General features: G+C 38.9%; 23 protein-coding genes. All 23 read left to right on the top strand.

All coding sequences use genetic code 11. The features are described from left to right. The first annotated feature begins 22 nt into the window (after window positions 1-22). The 23 genes from L0M98_RS11610 (at window position 23) to L0M98_RS11500 (ending at window position 16988) form a co-directional block, all read left to right on the top strand. A complete protein-coding gene (locus L0M98_RS11610; RefSeq protein WP_227216006.1) occupies window positions 23-403 on the top strand; it encodes a hypothetical protein in 381 nt (126 codons plus the stop codon). A 115-nt stretch (window positions 404-518) separates the two neighbouring features. Continuing rightward, window positions 519-2021 (top strand): hypothetical protein, encoded by a 1503-nt coding sequence (locus L0M98_RS11605; RefSeq protein ID WP_227216004.1) that lies wholly within the window; start codon window positions 519-521, stop codon window positions 2019-2021. A gap of 462 nt (window positions 2022-2483) precedes the next feature. After that, entirely contained in the window at window positions 2484-3797 is a 1314-nt protein-coding gene (locus tag L0M98_RS11600) for a DNA modification methylase (RefSeq protein ID WP_227216002.1), read from the top strand. 1 nt (window position 3798) lies between these two features. Continuing rightward, entirely contained in the window at window positions 3799-4101 is a 303-nt protein-coding gene (locus L0M98_RS11595) for a hypothetical protein (protein WP_227216001.1), read from the top strand. Then, window positions 4098-4718: a hypothetical protein gene (locus L0M98_RS11590; RefSeq protein ID WP_227215999.1), complete on the top strand. Its 621-nt coding sequence runs from the start codon at window positions 4098-4100 to the stop codon at window positions 4716-4718. The genes L0M98_RS11595 and L0M98_RS11590 overlap by 4 nt, the downstream gene beginning before the upstream one ends. Beyond that, complete coding sequence (locus L0M98_RS11585) at window positions 4705-6414, top strand: hypothetical protein (RefSeq protein WP_227215997.1); 1710 nt, start codon at window positions 4705-4707, stop codon at window positions 6412-6414. The genes L0M98_RS11590 and L0M98_RS11585 overlap by 14 nt, the downstream gene beginning before the upstream one ends. A gap of 122 nt (window positions 6415-6536) precedes the next feature. Continuing rightward, a complete protein-coding gene (locus tag L0M98_RS11580) occupies window positions 6537-7466 on the top strand; it encodes an amidoligase family protein (RefSeq protein ID WP_227215995.1) in 930 nt (309 codons plus the stop codon). Beyond that, window positions 7466-7699 (top strand): hypothetical protein, encoded by a 234-nt coding sequence (locus L0M98_RS11575; protein WP_227215993.1) that lies wholly within the window; start codon window positions 7466-7468, stop codon window positions 7697-7699. The genes L0M98_RS11580 and L0M98_RS11575 overlap by 1 nt, the downstream gene beginning before the upstream one ends. A 125-nt stretch (window positions 7700-7824) precedes the next feature. Continuing rightward, the gene (locus L0M98_RS11570; RefSeq protein WP_227215992.1) at window positions 7825-8241 is read left to right on the top strand and encodes a YbjQ family protein; all 417 of its coding nucleotides are present in this window, start codon (window positions 7825-7827) and stop codon (window positions 8239-8241) included. Between the two features lie 38 nt (window positions 8242-8279). After that, window positions 8280-9398, top strand: coding sequence for a hypothetical protein (locus L0M98_RS11565; protein WP_227215990.1), 1119 nt, complete (start codon window positions 8280-8282; stop codon window positions 9396-9398). Next, on the top strand, window positions 9370-9723 hold the full coding sequence (locus tag L0M98_RS11560; RefSeq protein ID WP_227215989.1) for an STAS-like domain-containing protein: 354 nt from the start codon (window positions 9370-9372) through the stop codon (window positions 9721-9723). Before L0M98_RS11565 ends, L0M98_RS11560 begins: the two co-directional genes overlap by 29 nt. Next, window positions 9689-10300 carry a hypothetical protein gene (locus L0M98_RS11555; protein WP_227215988.1) on the top strand — a complete coding sequence of 204 codons (612 nt, stop codon included), beginning with the start codon at window positions 9689-9691 and terminating at the stop codon, window positions 10298-10300. The genes L0M98_RS11560 and L0M98_RS11555 overlap by 35 nt, the downstream gene beginning before the upstream one ends. 269 nt (window positions 10301-10569) lie before the next feature. Further along, on the top strand, window positions 10570-10797 hold the full coding sequence (locus L0M98_RS11550) for a hypothetical protein (RefSeq protein ID WP_227215987.1): 228 nt from the start codon (window positions 10570-10572) through the stop codon (window positions 10795-10797). 13 nt (window positions 10798-10810) lie between these two features. Then, on the top strand, window positions 10811-11068 hold the full coding sequence (locus tag L0M98_RS11545) for a hypothetical protein (RefSeq protein ID WP_227215986.1): 258 nt from the start codon (window positions 10811-10813) through the stop codon (window positions 11066-11068). After that, window positions 11028-11423, top strand: a complete 396-nt coding sequence (locus L0M98_RS11540; protein ID WP_227215985.1) for a hypothetical protein — start codon at window positions 11028-11030, stop codon at window positions 11421-11423. Before L0M98_RS11545 ends, L0M98_RS11540 begins: the two co-directional genes overlap by 41 nt. Window positions 11424-11546: 123 nt before the next feature. Next, a complete protein-coding gene (locus tag L0M98_RS11535; RefSeq protein ID WP_227215984.1) occupies window positions 11547-11765 on the top strand; it encodes a type II toxin-antitoxin system HicA family toxin in 219 nt (72 codons plus the stop codon). Window positions 11766-11795: 30 nt separating this feature from the next. Beyond that, complete coding sequence (locus L0M98_RS11530) at window positions 11796-12203, top strand: hypothetical protein (RefSeq protein ID WP_227215983.1); 408 nt, start codon at window positions 11796-11798, stop codon at window positions 12201-12203. 93 nt (window positions 12204-12296) lie between these two features. Then, window positions 12297-12617 carry a hypothetical protein gene (locus L0M98_RS11525; protein WP_227215982.1) on the top strand — a complete coding sequence of 107 codons (321 nt, stop codon included), beginning with the start codon at window positions 12297-12299 and terminating at the stop codon, window positions 12615-12617. Between the two features lie 4 nt (window positions 12618-12621). After that, a complete protein-coding gene (locus L0M98_RS11520) occupies window positions 12622-14106 on the top strand; it encodes a hypothetical protein (RefSeq protein WP_227215981.1) in 1485 nt (494 codons plus the stop codon). A gap of 11 nt (window positions 14107-14117) precedes the next feature. Beyond that, window positions 14118-15014 carry a DUF6712 family protein gene (locus L0M98_RS11515; RefSeq protein WP_227215980.1) on the top strand — a complete coding sequence of 299 codons (897 nt, stop codon included), beginning with the start codon at window positions 14118-14120 and terminating at the stop codon, window positions 15012-15014. Further along, the gene (locus L0M98_RS11510) at window positions 15011-16039 is read left to right on the top strand and encodes a hypothetical protein (RefSeq protein WP_227215979.1); all 1029 of its coding nucleotides are present in this window, start codon (window positions 15011-15013) and stop codon (window positions 16037-16039) included. Before L0M98_RS11515 ends, L0M98_RS11510 begins: the two co-directional genes overlap by 4 nt. Then, window positions 16036-16587 (top strand): hypothetical protein, encoded by a 552-nt coding sequence (locus L0M98_RS11505; RefSeq protein WP_227215978.1) that lies wholly within the window; start codon window positions 16036-16038, stop codon window positions 16585-16587. The genes L0M98_RS11510 and L0M98_RS11505 overlap by 4 nt, the downstream gene beginning before the upstream one ends. Then, window positions 16584-16988, top strand: coding sequence for a SufE family protein (locus L0M98_RS11500; protein WP_227215977.1), 405 nt, complete (start codon window positions 16584-16586; stop codon window positions 16986-16988). Before L0M98_RS11505 ends, L0M98_RS11500 begins: the two co-directional genes overlap by 4 nt. Window positions 16989-17138 lie beyond the last annotated feature (150 nt).

The following is a 17138-nucleotide window of genomic DNA, read 5'->3' as shown; positions in this document are numbered from 1 at the left end:
ACGTATAAACCGATACCGACGTATGCAGGATATTTCTATTTTATTAGACACGGAACCGACACCGGAGCTTTGTGTTGAGATGGTGGAGTGTGATATATTACAAAAACAAGCGCATGAGGAGTTATGTGCCTATGATAAACACAAGAAATTTTTATACAAACATCCGCTTGTGGTTCATCAACAAAAAATGAGTGTTTACCTTGCTAAAATTGAAGAGATTCGCAAGAATCGTCCTCAAGTTCTTTTATGTGAAGTTACAAATTTGATTCAAAATATCCGGCGTATCAAGAGCAATATTCGTAATAAAAAATCCAAAGATATTAATACATTAAAGAAATGGGAATTGAACCTTGAAATAGCTAAAACTAAATATGATATAATAACCTCTATGTTCTCTTCTTGAAGAATATGTTTGATGTTTTTATTGCTCACACTTGCTTGTTGTATCATTTAACAATACATTTGTACTCTTTACTGAAAACATATTGAAGTTTCTTCTTGATATATAAAATGATAATATGCGAGGATTGATTAATGATCGGGGATATTTATTCAATGTTGGTAATATTGATGGAAAAAAGACGATAATTAATAATATTGGAATTAAAGTGTTTGATTTGTCAATGCAGAAGGTTGGAACGGAAGAGATGGAGCACATTAACAAGACTTTGAATAATGAGTTGAATCAGTCTAATAAGAAAATTAGATTTATTGTAATAAAGTTGACAGAATGGTCTCTATTGAACTGTATTCTTTATAGTAAAGTTTCTGTTTTTAAAGATTTCTTTTTGTTATTAAATAAATATCCACATAAGATTTATATTCAAGAAGATATATATAATAAAAAATATTTCTTTTCGGATATATTGGAACGACTTGAATTATCAAAAATTCATCTTCTTGATTATATAATTTATTCAAAATGTTATATAGGTTGTTATAATCATTGTTTAGCAGACGAATATTATTTGATCGGTAGAGACAAGCGTCGCCAGTATAATCCTAATTTTTGGAAAGAATTAGATTTTCATGCAAGTAAAAAAATGTATGTTAATTCTGATTTCGTGAAAGACCTTTTGGTTCCAGAAGATTTTTTAACGATAGACGAAATAAAGAAGAAACTTGGGGACTACATTGATTTTTTGAATACGTTAAATCTAGAAATTGTAATCTATCAAACAAATGAAGAATTTACTTTTGAGGTATTAGAATTTTTGACACAAATAAAAGAAAATACATTTTTTGAGTTGTATGTAAATGATAATGATTTTCTTGCTAAAGAGTTTGATCGTTTTATTGATTTGTTTCATTATTATTTAACTAAAATAAAAAATATTGATTTAGAGTTGAGTAAAGTTTCATCATCAGTTTCTGTTAGATATAAATTTCAAAGTAAAGATTTGGGTGTGGATAATTTCCAACGAATGATGGAAGACTTTAAAATGTTTTTGGAATTATCTGAATTTGGAAATCAAAGTGGTATAGAGTATCTAGATGAAGAGAGGTTATCTAATGATTTGAATTATAAGAGAGCAATAGATGAAGTTATTAAGGAATGGAAACGACTTAAAATTGATATTCAAATGGCTAAAGAAAGACGAATGTTAGATTTTAAAGAGTTTTACCTTAATAAAATGATCAATATCGAAGATTCAGGTTGTATGTCGGTTGATGATAAATCTCCCTTAGAGCAAATCACGGCAATGTCTGGTTTCAAAGTTGATAATATTGTTGTGTATGATAATCGACAGCAAATTGAAAATCTGTTTAACGGGTGTCACATTAATTACAATCAAAATGACGAGAAATTGTTGAAGTATTTCTCTGATTATTGTGACAAGGAAGTAGCAAAAAAATATAGAGAATATTTGAATGAATTAAAAGAGATGCGTACAGAACCATCTAGAAAGAAATCATTGAAGGTTAAGCTTAGAACTTTTTTAATTAAAAATGCTCAAAAAATAGGAGATAAAAGTTTGGAATTGTTATTGGATTATTTGGCATCATTAGTGATAGGTTAAGTTTACAAGAAATTACTTGAGTTATATGGTCGATTATTGATTAAATAAAAAAGTTTTTTAAATTATTTACTGTGATCTATCAGCCTCTTTTCAGAGGCTTTTTTTTGTTGGAATTATAGCGGAAAAGTATAGAAACAGGGAAAAAAGTATCCGATTTTAAGGAGTTGATATTTTATTGATAATCATGTGTTTGATTGTTAGTAATGTACGATTTCCACGAAAAGGAATAAATACAATGAATGTAAGTTCATCCCAAACCGCTGAGGGTGGGCGGATGTAATGCAAAATCTCAAAAAGGGGGTAATATGATTTCGTGTTGATAATAAGGAATTTGATGCTTTTAGTGTAATCTATTGAAAATTGTTTGTTCCGGGATAGAATTGTTGAATAAAGTGTTCGATTTGAAATCGTCCTTTCTGATGGGGTGGTGACATACTACCTTGCTTTAAAATCTCAAGCAGCATGGAAAAACTATATTGGATAACAGAGCAACGTCGGGTGCGAGAACTTATTCCACTCGACTTTAATCCCCGGAAGGTAAATGAAGATAAGCAACGTAAACTCATCGAGAGTATTGGGACGTTTAATTTGGTGGAGATACCGGTAATCAATAAGGACAATCGAATTATCGCGGGGCAACGTAGGTACGAGGCTCTTTGGTTCGCGGGCAAGCAGGATGAATTTATTGACGTGCGAGTACCTAACCGGATGTTGACCGAAGATGAAGTTAAACGTTACAACTTGATATCTAACACTCATGCCGGGGAGTGGGACTTGGAGAAGTTGGAAGAGTTCTTTGCCGATATCGATTATAAGGACATTATCTGCGAACTGCCGGAGATATCCGCAGAACTTCCTTCCACGGATATGGTAACAGCCAAGCCAGAAGAAACCAAAGAGATTCTTGAAGATGAATTTGACGAGGGGCCAGTTGCGGATCCGGTAACAAAGCCCGGGGATTTGTACGAGCTTAATGAACATCGGCTACTTTGTGCAGATAGTACTGATATGCACGCCGTGGAAAGACTCATGGATGGTAAGTTAGCGCAAATGGTGTTCACGGATCCTCCATATAACGTGAAAGTAGCTGATATCGTCGGTTTGGGGAAAATCAAACATGATGAATTTAAGATGGCCTCGGGGGAAATGAATAAATCACGTTTTACCCGATTCTTGGAAGACGTTATCATGAATCTCATCAAGTATAGTAAAAATGGCTCTATTCATTACATTTGTATGGATTGGAAGCACGTGAACGAGTTGTCCACTGCTGGCAAATTGTACCAAGAATTTAAGCAGCTTATTATTTGGGTAAAAGATAACGGGGGGATGGGAACGTTTTACCGTTCTCAGCATGAACTGATTTTTGTCTACAAAAACGGTAAGGGGAAACATATAAATAACTTCGAGTTGGGACAAAATGGACGATATCGCACGAATGTTTGGCAGTTTGCCGGGATGAACTCTGTGGGTAACAGGGAAAGGGATGCCTTGGAAGATCATCCTACTGTTAAACCCGTGAAACTCGTGGCGGATGCGATGTATGACTGTAGTAAGGAGGGAAATATTATACTTGATCTTTTTTTAGGATCCGGAACTACGATTGTTGCGGCAGAACAAACGGGGCGGGTATGTTTCGGGCAGGAAATGGATGAGAAGTACTGTGACACGATAATTCGCCGTTATTTACGATTTATGAAGCAATATGGACACCCGGTTACGATAAAACGGAATGGTGTGGTCTTGGAGTCTGCCGAACTCGCTAAATTCTTGTAATATGTACGATGAGTCTTTCCTGAATAAAATTAGCAGCTTCGGGGTTCTTGGATATTCCGTGGAGAAAATAATTTCCCTCGTGGATCCGGAGGATTCTGAAGTCCTAAAGCGGGATATCGAAACACCGGGGACTGATGTTTACAAGGCGTATTGGAAGGGAAAAACCACGGGCGAATACACGATGGATAAAGTGCTTTTTGATAAGGGGACGAAAGACCGGGATACGGATGCGAACGAAAGAATGAGGATTCGTATGCAGGTAGATAAAATAAACGACAAAATAAGTGAGAGCTTCGGGTTATGAGTTTGCAGCAATTACAGAAACTTCCACTTGCTGTTGTACAGCGTTTCCTTGATGTCCGTGATGCCAAGGCAGTAGGAATAGGTACGGCTTTGGCAGAATACATTTTGCAAGTAAACTTTGCTTCTAATCTGCATAAAAAATACGCTTCTATTACGGAATGTGCTAAAAAAATGCAGCAAGAATATAAAGAGCTTTCGGTGCATACCTGTCGACAGCGGATTTACGATGCAATAAATTACTTTAACTGCGATTGTAACGTTACCTCGGAAGCATGGAATAATTATTTCGCCGATCAGATGATGGCGCTGCGGGATGTAAACTTGGTGGCACACAATTTTAAGGAAGCCCGTTTGTGTATGCAGGAGGCTCGCAAGTACCGGATAGAGGCATCAAGCAACATAATTGATCCTCGCCTAAAAGAGTTTAAGCAACAACTTGTTTCTCCGGATCTCGAGATAGAGCGTATGGGGGTGAAAAAACAAGGGCTGTTGAAGGCTTACGAGAAAGCGAAGGAGATTATTAATGCCCGGGATATTCCGGATCACGAGAAGAAACGACTTATCGAGGAAGTTGAGCGGGAACTAGATATTCAAGACACGGAGTATGAAGAAATGTAAGACAGAATCCGACATTTTTAACCAGAACTACCTTTCGGTGGTTCAAATCCTGATGAAACTCGCGGATCCCACTTTTTTGTTCGGGGAAGTCGGGCGTGGATCCGGTAAGACCACGCATATGCTTTCCCCTCGAGTGGATCGTGTACAAAACTCTATGCCGGGGGCGGTTCTCGTGCTTGGAGCGTCAACTTACAAATCAATTTTCGATAATATCCTTGCCGGACTGATCGGGTATTTTCAAGAGAATTATATCCGGGGTATCTATTACGAGGTTGGGAAAGAGCCTCCACGACACTTTAAACCGTGTACCACTTTTATAGATGATTGGCGACACACCGTGAGTTTTCATACCGGGACGGTGATCCAGTTCGTGAGTTGCGATCGGCCGGAAAGTATGCTCGGGAAAAATGCCGCACACCTTTTCATTGACGAGATGCTCCGGATCCCGGAAGATAAATTCACCGAGCGCATTATTCCGGCGCTGCGAGCTGATCGGTCAAAATTTGGACACTCGCATTATTTTATGGGGATCACGGGTTTTTCTTCAACCCCGAACTTCGAAACGGATGAAGATTGGTGGACGAAGTATGAAAAAGACGTGGACTGGGATTTGATTGCCTGTATCCAAGAAATGGCATACGAGTTGGATATCCGTTTGGCCGAACTTGAGATTGCCAAGAAAGAATTTAACGAAGATGCAATAAAACAGCTCACGAGATTTGTAGAAAGGTGGGGTTCTCGAATTAATTCTTTTCGGAAGGGAGAAACCTATTATCTTCGAGCATCTTCCTTTTCTAACCTTAAAATTCTGGGTATAGATTATATTATCAATCAGGTGAAGTCAATCAAAGACGAGGACAAACTTAATACATCCATATTCTCCGTGCGGAAGCAGAAGGTGAAGGATATGTTTTTCGGGAAGTTTGGTAAGGAACATGTTTTTGATGACAGTTACGTGTATAATCTCATTGATACTTTTTCGGCGGATATGCAGCTTGAGGAATCGAGTCGTAATTTGAAATATTGCAATTCCAATATGCCTTTGTATGCGGGCTTTGATCCGGGACCGTTTATGTCGATTGTTTTTGGACAGAGACAGCATGGACGACCTTCTACCTTCCGGGCGATAAAGAACTTTTGGGTGATCCATCCGGAGCAACACGAGGAAGTGGCAGAGAAGATCGATACGTTTTTCAAGTATCATCGGCGAAAGGAAATATTTTTGCACTATGACCGGGCGGCGAATCAGAATGATCCCCATTACCGGAAGTATTATCCTCTAGCGACGGATCTGAACGATACGGATGCAATTCTTCTGCAGAAAGCTCTTGTTAAACGGGGATGGAGCGTAAAGCTAATGTCGCTGAATCAATCAACCATATATCATCACCAACATTATCGCCTCTTGAATATCTTATTCAGTAAGCCGGATGGGCGCAGAGATAATATTTTAATTGATAGAAACGAGTGCGATGCTTTGATAAGTAGTATAAATCATTCCCCGCTCAAACGAACTGATGGACGAGTTCAGTTAGACAAATCTTCAGAGAAGGAATTAGAGTATAAGGATCAGGCGTATTATTCAACTCAAATTGCAACGGCTTTTCTCTATTTGTTATGGGGAGAATATAAACACTTGCTTCCTGAAGATTCCGGAGGAAATATGGGGTATTCTGGTACTTATTCTGGTAGTTGATACCGAAAGATAAATACATTTAAATGGTTGATTATCTGTGTATTATTGTGGCGAATAACTTGCGTGTCCGGGAAAGAAATTGCTACTTTGCTGTACAATAAATGACAGTAAATCAATAAGATATGAACGCACAAATAGAAAACATCCTCGGGCAGCAAACAACTAAAACAAGCAAAATCCAACAATTAATCAGACTTGGATTAACCCGTACTCAAATCGCCCAACTTGTAACAAACGGGAATTACGGTTTTGTTCAAAACGTGTACGCGAAAATGAGAGCGCAAGGATTATTGAACAATCTAAGCACGATAATAACGGTAGCGGCTTTTACACGTAGATTTGGGGTTGAATTTGAAGCCTACAACGTGGATAAATATACATTGAAAAACGCTTTAAAAAATGCGGGGATTAATTGTGAAATGGAAAGATATAATCATACTACTAGAGCGCATTGGAAAATTGTTTCAGACGCTTCTTTATCCGGAAATTATACTTTTGAACTTGTAAGTCCGATTTTACAAGGAGAAGCGGGGTTGATAGAACTTGAGAGGGTTTGTAAAGTATTGGAAGAATGCCATGCGAAAGTAAATAGAAGCTGCGGGACACACGTTCACATGGATGCCACGGGGATGGACTTGAATACATGGAAAAATATTTATAAAAACTATGCTCGCCTTGAAGACGTGATCGACGGTTTTATGCCATTGAGCCGCAGAAATAATATGTACTGCAGGGGATTCAGAGATTTTACTAACTTTGAATCTTCGATTGACGAGGCGGAAACGCTTGAAGATATCGCACGGATATTTTGGGATAGCAGATATTATAAAATTAATCCTCTATCTTATAGCCGCCATAATACTTGCGAATTTAGACAACACAGCGGAACGGTTGAATTTGTAAAGATCGGAACTTGGGTACGGTTCTTGAATAATTTGATTGATTATTCGAAAAACAACTTGGTGGCGGATGCTTCCCTTGAGGGACTTAAAGAATTTAATAGTGATGAGATTGTAACGTATTATAAAAATAGAACTAATAAATTGAGATAATGGAAAAGGAATATAGACTAAAGGATGGAGGCTTAATCAAAGCCTCTTCTCCACAAGAATTTGTAACAAGGTTACGGGAGGGAAGTAAGTTTGATAGTCATTTGACGGATGATGAGTATATGAAAGCCTTTGCAGAGAGGTTTAAAATTCAGACGGGAAAAGTTATCCCGTTAGATACGCCAGAGTATTTTATGATAGCGTTAATTGATTTTGGATATGTGATGATTGTATAATATTGAAATTATATTGATTTACTTAAAGAGGCTTTTATAGCCTCTTTTTTTGTATATTTTGATTAGACATTTGTTTGGAACTAGTAAACGATTATCTTTGTAAAAGATATATAAATACGAAGTTTATGAAAAAAATGTTGTGTGGATTATTGCTGAGTGTTTTGTTGGTAGGATGTATTCCAACGCAAAGGATGACACGTGTGATTACTTTAGATTTGACAAAGTACACCAAGTTGGGATTTTTCATTACTGAAGCAAATTTGGTGAATCAGGAGTATGACCCGATAGGATTAGTGAGTGTTTATTTAGAGTCGGGGAAAGAGGTAAGTGTTACGAAGAAAGAGGGAGGTGATCCTGTCTATGGCCAAGATATTGTTATCAAAAAGGGAAAATTCATTGATGCTTCTTTAGAAGAGGCGTTGGAAATGATGTATAATGAAGCCCACTCAAAAGGAGCAAATGCAATTATTAATTTGAAATATTCCTATGATTCAACACTTGGTAGTTGGGAAGTGACAGGGATGATGGTTAAAATGAAATGATATTGTTGTAATTGTGATTCTATGTATAATATAATTGTATGATTTTAATTGATAAATATAGACAGAGAGTTTTAATAAAAAAGATATTGAAGCGAAAGAGAAAGATTCGACGACGCTTGAAAAGAAAATCGGTTTCCGAGATCGAACATGAAATTAGAGCTCCACGTTTTTTTAAAAGACATGCTTTGAAAAAAGAACGAGTCTTTTTTAAGAAAAATAAGAAGATCTGTTGTTCTGAATATGATAGTGAAGTGCATGCTCCAGAGGTTTTTTCTTTGATAAAAAATCCTGAAGGAGTAATTGCATTTATAAATAAATTGAACTCTAATTTAAAACAAAAGAAAAGTACATTTGTGCATCTGACAAATGTACGAGTAATAGAGCATAATGCAATTGTTCTATTGCTTGCTGTGATGAATTTATTTAAAAATAGAGGGATCGATTTTGAAGGGAATAAACCTTTGGATCGAGAATGTAGGAATAAAATACATTCTTCAGGATTCTTTCATCACTTGTTTCGAGGGGCAAGATTTCCATTTAAACAATCTTCGAATAATTTTATTAGAGAATCAGGCAAGAAAACTAGTGGAGATAAAGCGCAAGAAGTTATCGATTTTGCGACAAAACGAATATGGGGGACAAAAAAGCTTTCAAAAGGAGTGTATAAGATATTAATGGAATTAATGCAAAACACTCATACGCATGCCTCAACAGATCAGGAGGGATATCATCATTGGTGGTTAACAGTGAATTATATCGATAATAAAGCCTGTTTTTCTTTTTTTGATTATGGCGTTGGAATTTTTACTAGCCTAAAGACGAAAAAAGAAGGTGCGAAGTTTTTTAAAGGATTAGATATATTACATGAATTTTTTGGGTATAAAAATAATGCAGAGGATTTACGTTTGATATTGGAAGGCAAATTGCACATGACATCCATGAATACAAGTTATCGAGGTAAAGGACTTCCTGGAATGAAAGAAACATTAGACCGAAACTTAATTTCTAATTTACACGTAATTACAAATGATAGTTTTGCAGATGTAGCAAATAATGATTATAAAACTTTGAATTGTTCTTTAAATGGTACATTTTTGTACTGGGAATTAACAGGAAATAATATAGTGCATGAAAAAAGAGAGTTTAAGCGTTCTTGAGGATTTCAGTTTTAAAACGGGACCAAGATATGTAAGAGAAGGTGAAAATTCTGGAGAAAAATTCAGGAAAGAAATATTATATCCTCGTGTGAAGGATGCCATCGAGCAAAATTTTCAATTAGAGATTATTTTGGATGGAGTTGCAGGGTATGGTACTTCATTTTTGGAAGAAGCATTTGGAGGATTAATTAGGGAAAATGGTTTGACTTATAATCAAATATCTTCCCATGTAAAAATAATATCGGAAGAAGAGGATTATTTGATTGAGGATATTGATCAATATATGAAAGATGCACAAGAAGAAGCAAATAAGAATAAGAAATAGTGATATCATTAATGTTATTATTAATTTTGCATGTATAGTATTGATGGTTTTAGCATTGATCCCATCAATGAAATTTGATTATACTGTGTCAATTTTTGATGTAATTGTTTTATTGTTTTCTTCTTGTTTAACAATATGGTTAGCAATATATGTTGTGCGTAAGGTTGAATGGAATGTAACGAATCGGCGTACAGATAATGAAATAATTGCAAGTATGCTGAAAGAAATTCTTCCCGTGTGTTCAGAATTAAAGGAATTTGCCCATGAGAGAAAGGATATATATGATGATATTCCTCCTTTGTGCAAACAGCTTATGGTAATATTGAGTAATGTAAGAGAATTATCTCAAGCTTTGAAAGGTAAAATCGGAGAAGAGCATGAAAAACTTTTTGCAACAATCAAGAAAACAAGAAATGATATGACATCTATTAGTGGTGATAGGGAATCTCTGAATTTTCTGATTGTTGAAGAGGGGAAAGTAAGATTTGGTAGAAGTAAATTACAACAAATACAAAAGGATATTGAAAATATTCATATTTTAACTCATAAATATTGGGCTGAGATTTATAAGATGTAATTGCTCCCAATAGATTAGATGATACCATTTTTGCGCTATGCATCAATTTTTAGCGTGAAAATGGTATCATTTTTTATAGCAATTGCTATGAATTCAGGGACTTTTCTTATCTTTGCAGTGTCAACAACATTAATTCAAAGTATTCATGGAAAGTATTATCTTAATGATATTGAGGCAGCATATGGGTGTGAGTCCCAAGACTTATCAGCTTTGGTTGATGTTGTTGACGGTGACTGCCTCTTTTTTATTTATCTATAAAACTTTTTGTAATGTCAACAACAAAAGTCGAATTCGCATCTACGGTTGCGGAAATCCCAACTCTTCATGGGATACTGAAACAAGAGGAGAAAGTGAACTACTACAAGGAACTATTCCTGCAAAATTTGGCTTCTAAAAATATCGAAGCCTATCGTAAAACTTGGGCAAAGGCTCGGGCTGAATTATCTCGCATGAAAATGGAATATCACTTTGCCGGAAAGGAGGTGAATCATGTGTAAACCTATCGAAAACGTGAAGGTTGATAATGCTGTAATTACCGCACGTGTTGCGCATTATCTTGGGTGCTTACAAGCGAATAATAATGAAGACTTATGCATGATGCTTGCCAACATTGCCGAGATGAAACGTTTTTTTATTAGCTTACAAGGACGTGATGTTGATGCGAATGAATTATTGGGATACCTTGGTTATGTGCAATACATCGAGGATGCTTTGAAAGAATTAATGTATGACGAAACAGCTGCAAAAAATGGAAACGGAAAAGAATAAGAAAACGGAAGATTCGGTAGAAAAGAGAGAAACTGATCTAAATAAAATGACTCCACTCGAGATTATCACTCGTTGTGGGGAGTTGCGCTACTCGCTTACGCAGATAATCGCTTTATTGCGTCCTCGGCTATCGAATGATGAGATTCTTCGGGTAACTCTTGCGATGCGTACTCCCGGATCCGACGAGTATAACGCTTATGAAACCGGAATGACTACAGCAGATTTCAAGTTGCAGTCTGAATTGCTGGAACGAGCCGGGATGGATAAAGATTCCTACGAGGCATTTACCGCGGAACAACGTCGGCAGGCTATTAATGCCGCACTACAAGATAAATTCGGGATATCCGAATCGTAAACCTGACATTAGATTTTGCACCCGCCATGAAAGTGGCGGGTTTTTTCAAAAATTATGGGATAAAAGTTTGTTTTGGTAACGAAAAATGTTACCTTTGTATTGTTGTTAATCAAATAGAGTTCTATGAAAAGAGTGTTTAAGATTCGGGAGATTATTCGGATTTTAGAATCGCTCGGTTGGTATAAGGCCAGACAAAACGGTACAAGCCATCGGCAATTCAAACACCCGACTATCCGGAAAACGGTAACAGTTGACGGAAAGCTTTCAGATGATGTTTCGGCAGACAATCTGAAAAGCATGGAGAGACAGGCAGGTATAAAATTTAAAGATTACGTGGATTAACCCCCACGTAATCTAAAAAACAAAGGAGATATGAAAACATTACAGGTGATTGTTCAAAAAGCGGGGAAGGGAGTATCAGCCCATTTGCCGGAGGTTGACGGGTATGTGATTTCCCGTCCAACGTTTGAAAAATTGAAAAAAGATATTCGCTCGGGACTTCAATTTCACATTGAGGGGCTATACCCGGAAGAACGTGCCGAGTGGATGGATGGAGATTTTGGATTTGTGTATCAATTTGAAGATATACCATCCTTGTTAGAAAGTTATAACGGACTTATAAATCAGACGGTTCTTGCTCGTATCGCGGGTATAAACGAGAGCCTGATGAGACAGTATGTTCTTGGGATTAAGCGTCCGGGGGCAAAAGTAAAACAACGAATCCTTGATGGGTTAAAAATATACGCGAATGAATTGCTATCGGTAAACTTTGCTCAATGAGCTCTGTTTGATAATCAACAACTATCCCCGGCTTTACAGGTCGGGGATTTTTTTGTCCTTTCCTCTCCCTTTAAGCGGATTTAAATTCGAGCTATGGGAACACGACAAGTCATATCAGGGGCGGAAGCGATACGCCGAATGAGGTTAATCTCGAAGATGAAGGACGAGACCTTCACGCTGATCCACTTCACTTGCAACCGGAAAACTGGTGTTGGAGGGGAACTCCGAAAGGTTGAACATTGTCGGTTACGTCCGGCTATGCCGGAGAAAGTGACGAAGGTGGATCCGGATCACTACTTGACTTACGTGATATCGGATACAGACGAACCCCGGATGTGTTGGAAAAAATTGCTTCGTTTTGTTGCTTTTCCCCCTCGATACGAGTTATTAAAAGTAGATTGGTTTATTGATTAAGGTTATGGATAAATTTGAAATGAACGGTGATTCTGGATTCTACACGTCTAACGGGAATGTAGTGACCTTTGAAGTACAAGGTGCGATCTCTCGGGATGGGATGTCGAATAGTGAGTATCACAACCTATACGCTCGTTATCTGAACGAGAACCGGACAATGCAACTACAAGGGTTTACCGTCCCGATCTGGGGAGAAGGCCATAACTTGTATCCCCAAGAAGTGTATAACACGGTTTCCGACAACAAGCTACTCCCGGAAATACTCCAAAAGCAAGTAGAATTCTTATTTGGTCGAGGACCGTATCTTTACACGACGATCACGGAAGGAGAGGGAAAAAATAAAAAGCAGGTTCGGGTTCCGGTCGAAGACGAAAAGATTATGTCTTGGCTTGAATCTTGGGAAGCTAACGGGTACGGGCATTTCTGGGACTACCTGATAAACTTGATTGAAGATTTTTATCACACCAATTGCTGCATCACTCAATATCATTTCAACGTGTCTCGTCGGGTATCGGGTTCGATACCCGTGCGAGCACTTTCGTATCAATGTAGCGATCGTGCGAGATTCGCGACAAATAAACAGATTCCCGTCAATCGGCAGTTAAGTGATGCCGACTGTCAATACGTGATTCTCGGGGACTGGATGGCTCCGGCTTCGGAGTTTGAGATATACCATCGCTTCGATCCGGCGAATCCTTTTGCATACCCAACCGCAATTAGCTGGGTAAAAGATAAAACGTTCGGGAAATCAATCTATCCCTTTTGCCGATGGTTTAAAGGACTCCAAGAGTGGATCAAGGGATCGAACCTTACTCCCCGGTATATAAATTCATACCTGCGTAACGCATTGAATGCCCATGTGCATGTTATTATTCCCGGTTCTTGGTACCAACACGAGAAAGGCGTTCTTGAAAACATTTGTCGAGATAACATGATAAACGGGACTGCTCGTTCGACTTACTACAAAGGCGTGAAGTTGACAGATGAAAGCGGGAATCCGGTGGAGTTCCACGAGGGGATGATGGAGCAATTGATTAATTACCAACTCCGGCAGATCACGAAATTTCTTTCCGGTGAAGGGGAAAACCAAGGGAAACTATGGGCATCGACTAAATGGGGAGAAGACGGGTGGGAGTTCAAGGATTTTCCCGGCTCGTTTAAAGAGTACATGGAAGCGGTGATTAGTTATGACAAGCGAGCGGATCAGGTGATCCTTGCCGGTAAAGGTATTAATGCCTCGATCACGAACGTGGAAAATGACGGGGTTCTATCGAAGTCCGGTTCCGATGTTTATTATAACTATTTGATCTATGCGAATGCCTTGGTGATAGCGGAATTTTACGTGACACAAGATATCAACAGGGCAATCCGGTATAATTTCCCGTATGCCGTGAAAGAGAATATTCGACTCGGGTTCCGGATTGATATACCGAGCAAGCAGCAAGAAACAACTCCTGCAGACCGTCAGGAAAATGTGGTAGGTAAATAAAAGTCTGGACTATGATACAAATACCATTTTCAAGAGATAATTTTGCAGATGAAGCAAAATCCCGGATATCGGGTATAAACACGACACTAGAGTTTGATAATATCGAGAGTGGGTTGTTGAAAGCAGCTCACTTGGTAGCTGACACTATCGGGGAACAAACCTACTCGAAAATCGTGCAGGCATACCCGGATCCGGATGTCGAGGCTTTAGAATTTTTGCAACGCTCCTTGTTGCATTGGGCTCTCTACGAGCAATTAATTTATTTGATCGTTCGGATCGGTAATGATGGGATCACCACGAAGAAAAATAATGATGAAACCACCATTTACAAGTATCAACAAGACGAACTGGCGAATAACCTGATCAACACGGCTTGGTTCTGGATGGGTAAATTGATCGGTGTGTTGAATCGTGATCCGGAAAATTTTAAAGAGTGGACCGATTCGGGGCAAAAGCAGGAACTGGACGAGTTGCCGATATCGGTGCAAGATTTCAATCGATGGTTGGGAATCAACAATCTTTATTTCATGATCCGAGTACGATGGATTATCCGTGAAGTGTGGATGGATAGCGTGGAACCCCGGTTTGGAGAGGTCGTGGATGAAAGATTGCGAGATAAGGTTTCCCGGGCAGTAGTGTACTCTGTCATGGCGTTGGCCTGTAAACGCCTCGCTTATGCTGATCTCCCGGAGAGTGTCCGGAAAGATATTGATAACGAGCAGAGTAAAACCAACAAGGATAAAGCTGAAACACATATCCGGGAATCCGTGTCCCGGCAATTCGAGGAACAGGCAATCCGGTACTGGAATGATCTGGATTTGGCGATCTCGAACGGCAGGAAATCAGAAAGTAATATATACGATAACCCATTCCCAGTTACCGGGGATGATAAATTTATGGTGGTATGATAGAGATACAAGGGAAACGTAAAAAGATTGTTTTGCCGTCAGCATGGGAAGACTTAAGCACGAAACAATTTATTCTTACTATCGTGAAATTACTTGAATTGCTTGGGCGGAAAATAAAGATTAATGAGTTCAGGTTAGCCTTGTTACTGTTATACACGGGGTACAAACCGGGGTCGGATGCTAGAATACACAGATGGCAGGTATTAAAGTTCCGGCTAAAGTTATGTTGTGTATCCGTAAAATATTTTCTTCTGTTTTTATTTGGCCGTTTTAGATTTCGTGCGATGCTGACATTGCTCGGGGAATGGCGACGTATCCATTTCCCCGACTTGTCGGCAATTGCCGAGCGGCGGGAGATAATTAATTCGAACTTGGTCATACTCTCGGAACAAATTAAATTCCCGTTGCGAGAAGGGCGTGACGGTTGGGAAGTGAATAATTGTTTCAATCGTAACCCGATTCCTTGGATCCGTCCTCGATTACGTAGATATGCCGGAAAACAGTTTGACGTGGGGATTATTATCCGGACGAATATCACGGCACGGGAGTTCTCGGATGCCTTCGATATCGTGAAAGCATTCGCGGAAAGTCATTCGGAAGAATGCTTGAATGCGTTGTGTGCGATTCTTTATCCCCGGTACTCGCTGCATGGCCGCAATATTTCATCACGACACTACAAGCATTTCGAGAGAGTATCTTACCCGGTTCGTTACGCCGTGATGATATGGTTTACCGGGATCGTGCGATACTTCACCGAACACGCTATTTATCGGGTGTTGTTTTCCGGTACCGGGGAGCAAAATGAAAAAATCAACCTTGGTATGACTGAAACGATCATGTCCCTTTCGCTTGTCGGTTTCGGTACGACCGCCGAAATGGAGCGGGTATCGGTTGTTGATTATTTTGATATGCAGGTGAAGGCGTTGAAAAAAATGATCTCGGATGCCCGAGGTGGAGGGGCGACACTGGAGGATATCGCCAAGGCTACAAAATTATCTTACGCTGTAATTGAACAACTGTCATGATAAGTACAACGATAATTCAAGATTTGATTATTTATTTCGCTCGCTTTATCCCGATTCGGGTACGGAAAGAAATGTTGAAGCAGCCTCAAAATGCCCGTTTTGCCGGGTACGAGGAAGTAAAAGCGGATATATTAAACGTTTCGGAAGTACAGGCCCTTTCGGACTTTGATTCGTTCGTGGTTTCCGTGAACAACAAGCTGGTATCGGACCGGGTAAAGAATTCCCGGAACTTCATGCTTTTTATCGAGTATGGAGATATAAAAGTACAGACAGCAAACGGGGTAACACGCAACGAGGTTGGTTTATCCGTTTCGGTAGCTTGCGAATTGAACGAGGCAAACAACGATATGTTGAACGAGGCAATGAAAATGCAGCGGGGACTCGAATTAATGCAGTTGATCCTGACGGATATGCAGGAAGAGAGTAAAAATTGTGGCGTGTTGGAGTTTGCCACGTCGCCAGTACAAGTCATGCCATTGGACCCGTCATTGTTTTTCGGCCATGGCGGTTGGGCGGCTTCATTTGTTCGTAAACAGGCTGTAATATGAAAGAGAAAATTGACGCTTTGAAAGAGACTTTCTTGTTGCTACCGGAATGGGCGGATCGCTATAATTACTTGGTGGAACTGGGAGAATCTTTACCTGCAATGCCCGTGGCATTTCAAGTGCCGGAGAACCGGATTGCTTGCAATTCTATGTTGTATTTCTACGTGTGTTATATCCAAGACGTTTGCTATATATTTGCTTCTGCTAATGCTGCTATACCTGCCGGGTTAGCCGCCATGCTTTTTAATTTCTGCGACGGGGTACCCCGGAAAGATATCCGGGATAATATGCCGTATCTACTTGCTGTCCTGAAAGAACTGGGGTTGATTGATAATCTGACACTGTCGAGGCGTGTGGCTCTATTGACAATGGTTGAAAAAATCTACAATCGAAGTAGCTTGTGAGAAACTAGAATTTAACTGTTTTAGGGCTGAAAATCATGTGCGTTTATATGAATATCTGTGGCATGTTATTTGTTTAGCTATAATAAAAAAAATACTTAAAACCAAACTAAGTGTAAGTTATTTCGTATTAATCACTATATTTGCATCGAT

Origin of the sequence: Butyricimonas sp. DFI.6.44, assembly GCF_022132345.1 — a bacterium.
In the GTDB taxonomy this organism is placed as follows: Bacteria; Bacteroidota; Bacteroidia; order Bacteroidales; family Marinifilaceae; genus Butyricimonas; species Butyricimonas muris.
The sequence above is the reverse complement of the archived record's forward strand: the minus strand, read 5'-3'. Positions and strand labels throughout refer to the sequence as shown.

Bases quoted from the DNA above. Each gene is read 5' to 3' on its own strand.
- L0M98_RS11610 (WP_227216006.1), top strand. From the start codon at position 23: ATGCAGGATATTTCTATTTTATTAGACACGGAACCGACACCGGAGCTT.
- L0M98_RS11605 (WP_227216004.1), top strand. From the start codon at position 519: ATGCGAGGATTGATTAATGATCGGGGATATTTATTCAATGTTGGTAAT.
- L0M98_RS11600 (WP_227216002.1), top strand. From the start codon at position 2,484: ATGGAAAAACTATATTGGATAACAGAGCAACGTCGGGTGCGAGAACTT.
- L0M98_RS11595 (WP_227216001.1), top strand. From the start codon at position 3,799: ATGTACGATGAGTCTTTCCTGAATAAAATTAGCAGCTTCGGGGTTCTT.
- L0M98_RS11590 (WP_227215999.1), top strand. From the start codon at position 4,098: ATGAGTTTGCAGCAATTACAGAAACTTCCACTTGCTGTTGTACAGCGT.
- L0M98_RS11585 (WP_227215997.1), top strand. From the start codon at position 4,705: ATGAAGAAATGTAAGACAGAATCCGACATTTTTAACCAGAACTACCTT.
- L0M98_RS11580 (WP_227215995.1), top strand. From the start codon at position 6,537: ATGAACGCACAAATAGAAAACATCCTCGGGCAGCAAACAACTAAAACA.
- L0M98_RS11575 (WP_227215993.1), top strand. From the start codon at position 7,466: ATGGAAAAGGAATATAGACTAAAGGATGGAGGCTTAATCAAAGCCTCT.
- L0M98_RS11570 (WP_227215992.1), top strand. From the start codon at position 7,825: ATGAAAAAAATGTTGTGTGGATTATTGCTGAGTGTTTTGTTGGTAGGA.
- L0M98_RS11565 (WP_227215990.1), top strand. From the start codon at position 8,280: ATGATTTTAATTGATAAATATAGACAGAGAGTTTTAATAAAAAAGATA.
- L0M98_RS11560 (WP_227215989.1), top strand. From the start codon at position 9,370: ATGAAAAAAGAGAGTTTAAGCGTTCTTGAGGATTTCAGTTTTAAAACG.
- L0M98_RS11555 (WP_227215988.1), top strand. From the start codon at position 9,689: ATGCACAAGAAGAAGCAAATAAGAATAAGAAATAGTGATATCATTAAT.
- L0M98_RS11550 (WP_227215987.1), top strand. From the start codon at position 10,570: ATGTCAACAACAAAAGTCGAATTCGCATCTACGGTTGCGGAAATCCCA.
- L0M98_RS11540 (WP_227215985.1), top strand. From the start codon at position 11,028: ATGACGAAACAGCTGCAAAAAATGGAAACGGAAAAGAATAAGAAAACG.
- L0M98_RS11535 (WP_227215984.1), top strand. From the start codon at position 11,547: ATGAAAAGAGTGTTTAAGATTCGGGAGATTATTCGGATTTTAGAATCG.
- L0M98_RS11530 (WP_227215983.1), top strand. From the start codon at position 11,796: ATGAAAACATTACAGGTGATTGTTCAAAAAGCGGGGAAGGGAGTATCA.
- L0M98_RS11525 (WP_227215982.1), top strand. From the start codon at position 12,297: ATGGGAACACGACAAGTCATATCAGGGGCGGAAGCGATACGCCGAATG.
- L0M98_RS11520 (WP_227215981.1), top strand. From the start codon at position 12,622: ATGGATAAATTTGAAATGAACGGTGATTCTGGATTCTACACGTCTAAC.
- L0M98_RS11515 (WP_227215980.1), top strand. From the start codon at position 14,118: ATGATACAAATACCATTTTCAAGAGATAATTTTGCAGATGAAGCAAAA.
- L0M98_RS11510 (WP_227215979.1), top strand. From the start codon at position 15,011: ATGATAGAGATACAAGGGAAACGTAAAAAGATTGTTTTGCCGTCAGCA.
- L0M98_RS11505 (WP_227215978.1), top strand. From the start codon at position 16,036: ATGATAAGTACAACGATAATTCAAGATTTGATTATTTATTTCGCTCGC.
- L0M98_RS11500 (WP_227215977.1), top strand. From the start codon at position 16,584: ATGAAAGAGAAAATTGACGCTTTGAAAGAGACTTTCTTGTTGCTACCG.